4 protein-coding genes are annotated in these 6,293 nt (G+C 54.1%); all 4 read left to right on the forward strand.

Going from position 1 to position 6,293, the window contains the following annotated elements:
• Positions 1-93: 93 nt before the first annotated feature.
• The 4 genes from H7U20_RS19690 (at position 94) to H7U20_RS19705 (ending at position 6,223) form a co-directional block, all read left to right on the forward strand.
• Complete coding sequence (locus H7U20_RS19690) at positions 94-2,496, forward strand: type I restriction-modification system subunit M (protein ID WP_199760845.1); 2,403 nt, start codon at positions 94-96, stop codon at positions 2,494-2,496.
• Entirely contained in the window at positions 2,493-3,521 is a 1,029-nt protein-coding gene (locus tag H7U20_RS19695; protein ID WP_199760846.1) for a PDDEXK nuclease domain-containing protein, read from the forward strand. Before H7U20_RS19690 ends, H7U20_RS19695 begins: the two co-directional genes overlap by 4 nt.
• Positions 3,522-3,809: 288 nt before the next feature.
• On the forward strand, positions 3,810-4,994 hold the full coding sequence (locus H7U20_RS19700) for a restriction endonuclease subunit S (RefSeq protein ID WP_199760847.1): 1,185 nt from the start codon (positions 3,810-3,812) through the stop codon (positions 4,992-4,994).
• A complete protein-coding gene (locus H7U20_RS19705) occupies positions 4,991-6,223 on the forward strand; it encodes a type I restriction endonuclease (protein WP_199760848.1) in 1,233 nt (410 codons plus the stop codon). Before H7U20_RS19700 ends, H7U20_RS19705 begins: the two co-directional genes overlap by 4 nt.
• Positions 6,224-6,293: the final 70 nt, after the last annotated feature.

A 6,293-nucleotide genomic window follows, 5' to 3' on the forward strand; every position in this document is an offset into this window, starting at 1 on the left:
GCATTGGGCAATCTGTCGCCCACCGTCTACGAACGGAAAATGGCAGCACGCCAACCTATCGTCGTGTCCGAAATTACTTGACCACAGCAGTTTATGGCAATCAAGAAATCAGAACTCTACTCCTCCCTTTGGCAATCGTGCGATGAGTTGCGCGGCGGCATGGACGCCAGCCAGTACAAGGATTACGTTCTCGTCCTGCTGTTCGTCAAATATGTTTCTGACAAATATGCCGGCGTGCCTTACGCGCCAATCGCGATTCCTCACGGCGCCAGCTTCAACGACATGGTCGCCCTCAAGGGCAGGTCCGACATCGGCGACCAGATCAACAAGAAAATCATTGGCCCGCTGGCGAAGGCCAACAGGCTGTCGGACATGCCGGACTTCAACGATCCGAGTAAACTGGGCAGCGGTCAAGAGATTGTTGACAGGCTTACCAACCTGATCTCCATCTTCGAGAACAAGGCACTCGACTTCAGCAAGAATCGCGCGGAGGGTGACGACATCCTCGGCGACGCCTACGAATACCTGATGCGCCACTTCGCCGCCGAAAGCGGCAAGAGCAAGGGCCAGTTCTACACACCGGCCGAAGTGAGCCGCATCATGGCGCAGATCATCGGCATCCGCAGTCCGAAAACGAACAACGGCACGACGGTTTATGATCCGACATGCGGGTCAGGTTCGCTATTGCTTAAAGTGGGTGACGAAGCGCATGCCAAAGTCACACTGTACGGTCAGGAGAAGGATGCCGCAACCTCCGGCTTGGCGCGCATGAACATGATTCTGCACGACAATCCCACGGCGGAAATCAAACAGGGCAACACCATTGCCAGTCCGATGTTTAGCGACGAGTTCGGTGATATAAAGACCTTCGATTACGTCGTCGCCAATCCGCCGTTCAGCGACAAGCGTTGGAGCACCGGCATTGACCCGCTCAACGACCCGCACGAGCGTTTCCAGCATTTCGGCACGCCACCCGCCAAGCAGGGCGACTACGCCTACTTGCTGCACATCATTCGCTCGCTGAAGACCACCGGAAAGGGCGCCTGCATCCTGCCGCATGGTGTGTTGTTTCGCGGCAATGCGGAGGCCGACATCCGCCGCAACCTGATCCGCAAGGGTTATATCAAGGGTATCATCGGCCTACCTGCCAATTTGTTTTACGGCACCGGCATACCCGCCTGCATCATTCTCATCGACAAAGAAAACGCCCACAGCCGCAAGGGCATTTTCATGGTCGACGCCAGCAGCGGCTTCATGAAGGACGGCCCGAAAAACCGGCTGCGTGACTGCGACATTCACCAGATCGTCGACGTATTCAATCGGCGCGACGAGAGCGACCCGAAATACGCGCGTATGGTCGGCATTGAGGAAATCGAGAAGAACGATTTCAATCTCAACATTCCGCGCTACATCGACAGCCAGCAGGTCGAGGATATTCAGGACATCGAAGGCCACCTGAAAGGCGGCATTCCCGGCGCCGATGTGGATGCCTTGCAGGCATACTGGAAAGTTTGCCCGCAACTGCGGCAAACCCTGTTCAGCGCCAACCGCCCCGGCTACATCGATCTCGCCGTCGACAAGCAAGCCATCAAGCCTAGCATCTACGAGCATCCGGAGTTCGTCACCTTCATCGACGGCATGAATGCGCTGTTCGCCGACTGGCAACAACGCACTACCCAAACGCTGAAGGGCCTGCAAGCCGGCTGCCATCCGAAAATCATCATCGACGATCTCGCCGAAGACCTGCTTGCGCACTATGCGGAAAAGCCGTTGATCGGTAAATACACGGTCTATCAGCACCTCATGGACTACTGGGCCAAGACGATGCAGGACGACTGCTACCTGATCGCCGCCGATGGCTGGAAGGCCGAGACCTACCGCATTGTTGAAATCAATAAGAAAGGCAAAGAAGTCGACAAGGGCTGGGCCTGCGACCTTGTGCCCAAGCAATTGATCGTCAATCGTTACTTCGCCAAACAGCAAGCCGCCATACGTGAGCAGGAAACGGCACTGGAAAATGTTGCTGCGCAAATAGTCGAAATGGAAGAAGAGCATGGCGGGGATGATGGCGCCTTTGCCGAACTCGACAAGGTGAACAAGGCCAACGTCAGCGCCCGGCTGAAAGAAATCAAGGGTGACAAGGAAGCCAAGGACGAAGCCGAGGCTCTTTACGCCTGGCTGAAACTCTGCATGCAGGAAGCCGACCTCAAGAAGTTACTGAAAGAAGCTGAGGCCGAACTTGACGCCCTTGCCTATGGAAAGTACCCGCAGCTTGGCGAGGCCGACATTAAGACGCTGGCGGTCAAGGACAAATGGATGGCGACGATCGCTACCGCCATTCATGGTGAAATGGACCGTATCAGCCAAACCCTTACCCAGCGCATCAAGGAACTGGCCGAACGCTATGAAACGCCACTGCCGAAACTGGTCGACAAGGTTGCTGACCTGAGCGAGAGGGTGGCTGCGCACTTGAAGAAAATGGGGTTTCAGCCATGAGCAATGAAATTCAAACACTCAGTGCCTCGCCTGATTATCAGGCGCTGCTGGAGCAGATTTCTGGCACCTACACCCAAGGCCGCGTCCGCGCAATGCAGGCCGTCAACGACCAACTCATTGAGACATACTGGCAGGTTGGGCGGCATATTATCGAGTTCGAGCAGGGCGGCAAAATCCGCGCCGACTACGGTAGAGCCTTGCTTACCAGTCTGACGAAGGATTTAAGCCTACGCCACGGTAAGGGCTTCAGCCGCAGCAATTTGATTCGCATCCGTCAGTTTTATCTGGCTTACCCAATTGGTGCGACACTGTCGCACCAATTGAGCTGGTCGCATATCGTCGAATTGCTAAAAATCGACGATCCACTGGAGCGCGGGTTTTACGGGCAGCAAGCCGGCCGCGAGCGCTGGTCGGTGCGTGAACTGATTCGTCAAAAGGAAAGCGGCCTGTTCTTGCGATTGGCCGCCAGCAAGGACAAGGCTGGCATCCTGCAGCTCGCCGCACAGGGGCAGATCGTCGAGCGACCTGCCGACCTGCTGCGCGAACCCTATGTGTTCGAGTTCCTGAAAATTCCCGAGCCATATCAGGTTTCGGAAACTCAGCTCGAAACGGTTCTCTGCGATCACCTTCAGCCTTTCCTGTTGGAACTCGGCATGGGCTTCACTTTCGTCGGACGGCAATACAGGGTAACCATCAACAACACCCACTACAAGGTGGACCTGGTCTTTTACCACCGCATCCTGCGCTGTTTCGTGCTGATCGATCTCAAGATCAACGACGTCCAGCACAACGACATCGGCCAGATGAATATGTATCTGGGTTACTTCGCCAACGAGGAAAACGTCGAAGGCGATAATCCACCCATTGGTATCATTCTCAGCCGCAACAAGGACGAACTGCTGGTCGAGTACGCAACCTATCAGATGAACAGCCAGCTTTTCGTGCAGAAATACCAGCTTTACCTGCCCGACAGGGATGTGTTGCGCCGGGAGCTGGAACTGAGTTTACGCGAGGCGGAGCAATGAACGCGATTCCAGCGGGGTACAAGCAGACCGAGGTCGGAGTGATTCCTGAAGATTGGTGTGCAAAGCCTGTTAGGCAAATTGGGGACCCGGTTCGAGGCATAGGTTTACACACATCTTTTTCTGACCGTCGCACTGGCCCGCAAGAACCGCACTTTTTGAGTGTTTTTGCTTAAAAATTGAGCAAAGTCGTTGTGCGTTGACGGGAAATCCATCGGGCAGGCACTCCGGGATTGCTGTTTCTGCAACAGCTGGTGCTTTGTAAGTGTTTGATTTTATTGGCGAAAAAAGATGTGTATAAACCTATGGGTTCGAGGTGGTTCTCCAAGGCCGGCAGGGGACCCTCGCTTTTTTGACGGTACTTACATTCCATGGCTTACCGTTGCTGCGTTGACTAACATCCCGGCGTCTCAATTAATGGTGACAGAAACGGCAACGTGTTTGACCGAGGAGGGATCTCACCGTAGTAGAACACTTTTGCCTGGAACCTTGATTATCGCCAACAGCGGCGCAACTCTCGGCGTGTCCAAAATTCTAGGAGTCAAATGCTGCGCGAACGATGGAATCGCAGCGATTTTAAACATCTGCAAGGATGTAAGCGCAGAATATTTGGCATACTTTATTAATACGAAGACAATTCACCTTCGTGAAGTTGTGGCTACAGGTAATGGGCAGCCTAACCTAAACACCGATTTAATAGGTCGATTCCACATTCCATTGCCACCCACCAAAGCCGAACAAGAAGCAATCGCTGAAGCATTGAACGATGCGGATACCTTTATCGAATCGTTGGAGCAACTCGTCACCAAAAAGCGCCACCTTAAACAAGGCGCTATGCAGGAACTGCTCACCGGGAAAATGCGCCTGCCGGGGTTTGTCCGGAAGTGGGAAGAGAGGCAATTGGGTGAGCTGGGAACGTTCTTCAAAGGACGAGGAGTTACCAAAGACCAATCTTCGAGTGGTAGCTTCGCTTGTGTCAGATATGGCGAAATTTACACGAGGCACAACGACTATATAATGAATTTTTCCTCTTGGATTTCCCGTGATGTCGCTTTGACTGCAACACGTCTTCAATATGGAGACATACTATTCGCGGGTTCAGGAGAGACCAAGGAAGAAATTGGAAAATGCGTCGCATTTATCGATAATATCGAAGCATACGCGGGCAGTGACATTATTATTTTTCGCGCAGATAAATCAGATCCCCTATTTCTTGGATACTATTTGAATACACTACCTATTCGCCAACAAAAAGCAAGTCGAGGTCAAGGGGATGCCGTCGTCCACATCAGTGGCGGCGCCTTAGCGAGCATTCAAGTCAAGTTCCCATCCTTATCAGAACAAATTGCTATTGCAGCTGTTCTTTCCGATATGGATGTCGAGATTGCCGAACTTGAGGCGCAGCTCGCCAAAGCCCGAGCCATTAAGCAAGGCATGATGAACGAACTCTTAACTGGAAAGATTCGACTGATATGACCATCGGCCAGCCCGAAAGCGCCACTCAAAACCGAGTCGTCGCATTGTTCTGCGATGAACTGTGTTACCAGACCCTAGGTAACTGGACCGACCGATCAAACAATAGCAACGTCGAAGTCGAGCTGCTCACGGCTTACCTGAGCAAGCGAGGCTACAACACGGTGCAGATTGGTCGCGTCCTTGACCGTTTGCGCGCCGAGGCTGGCAACCCCAACCGCAGTCTCTACGATAACAACAAGGTGGTGTACAGCCTGTTGCGGTACGGCGTGCAGGTGCAGACGGCGGTGGGCGAGAACACCGAGACGGTCTGGCTGATCGATTGGAACGATCCGACGCTGAACGACTTTGCCATTGCCGAGGAAGTCACGCTGCACGGCAATCACGAGCGCCGGCCTGATATCGTCATCTACGTCAACGGCATCGCTGTCGGCGTGCTGGAACTCAAGAACAGCCGCGTCGATATTGGCGAGGGCATCCGGCAAAACCTCTCCAACCAGCAGGCGGCGTTCAATGAATGGTTTTTTAGCACGGTGCAGTTCGTCTTCGCCGGCAATGATTCCCAAGGGCTGAAATATGGAACGATCAAGACTGAGGAAAAGTATTTCCTGAGTTGGAAGGAAGACGAGGCGGACAACAGCCGCTTCAAGCTCGACAAGTACCTTCTGAAGATGTGCAACAAGGCCCGTCTGATCGAGTTGATGCACGACTTCGTGCTGTTCGACGGTGGGATCAAGAAGCTGCCCCGCGTGCACCAATATTTCGGCATCAAGGCGGCGCAGGCACATGTGCGGCGCCGCGAAGGCGGCATCATCTGGCACACGCAGGGCAGCGGCAAGAGCATCGTGATGGTGTTGCTTGCCAAGTGGATTTTGCAGAACAAGCCCAACGCCCGTGTCGTGATCGTTACCGACCGCGACGAACTGGACAAGCAGATCGAAAGCGTTTTCATTGCCGCTGGTTTCCCGATGACTCGCGTCGGCAGCGGTCGCGACCTGATGGCTCGGCTCGGCCAGGCGGCGCCTCGTCTTCTCTGCTCGCTGGTGCACAAGTTTGGCAAAAAGGGCGTCGACGATTTCGAGCAGTACATCAAGGATCTGCAAGCGCAACCTTGCCCGACAGTGGGTGAGATTTTTGTGTTCGTCGATGAATGCCACCGCACCCAGAGCGGCAAGTTACACCGCACGATGAAGGCGTTGATGCCCAATGCTGGGTATTCCGGACGAACGTGACCAGTGATTCCGGCATCGTGACCAGTCATTCCATTTGAACGTGACCGCCCATTCCGGGCGAACGTGACCG

The organism is Rugamonas violacea, from assembly GCF_016461825.1.
Classification (GTDB): Bacteria; Pseudomonadota; Gammaproteobacteria; order Burkholderiales; family Burkholderiaceae_D; genus Rugamonas.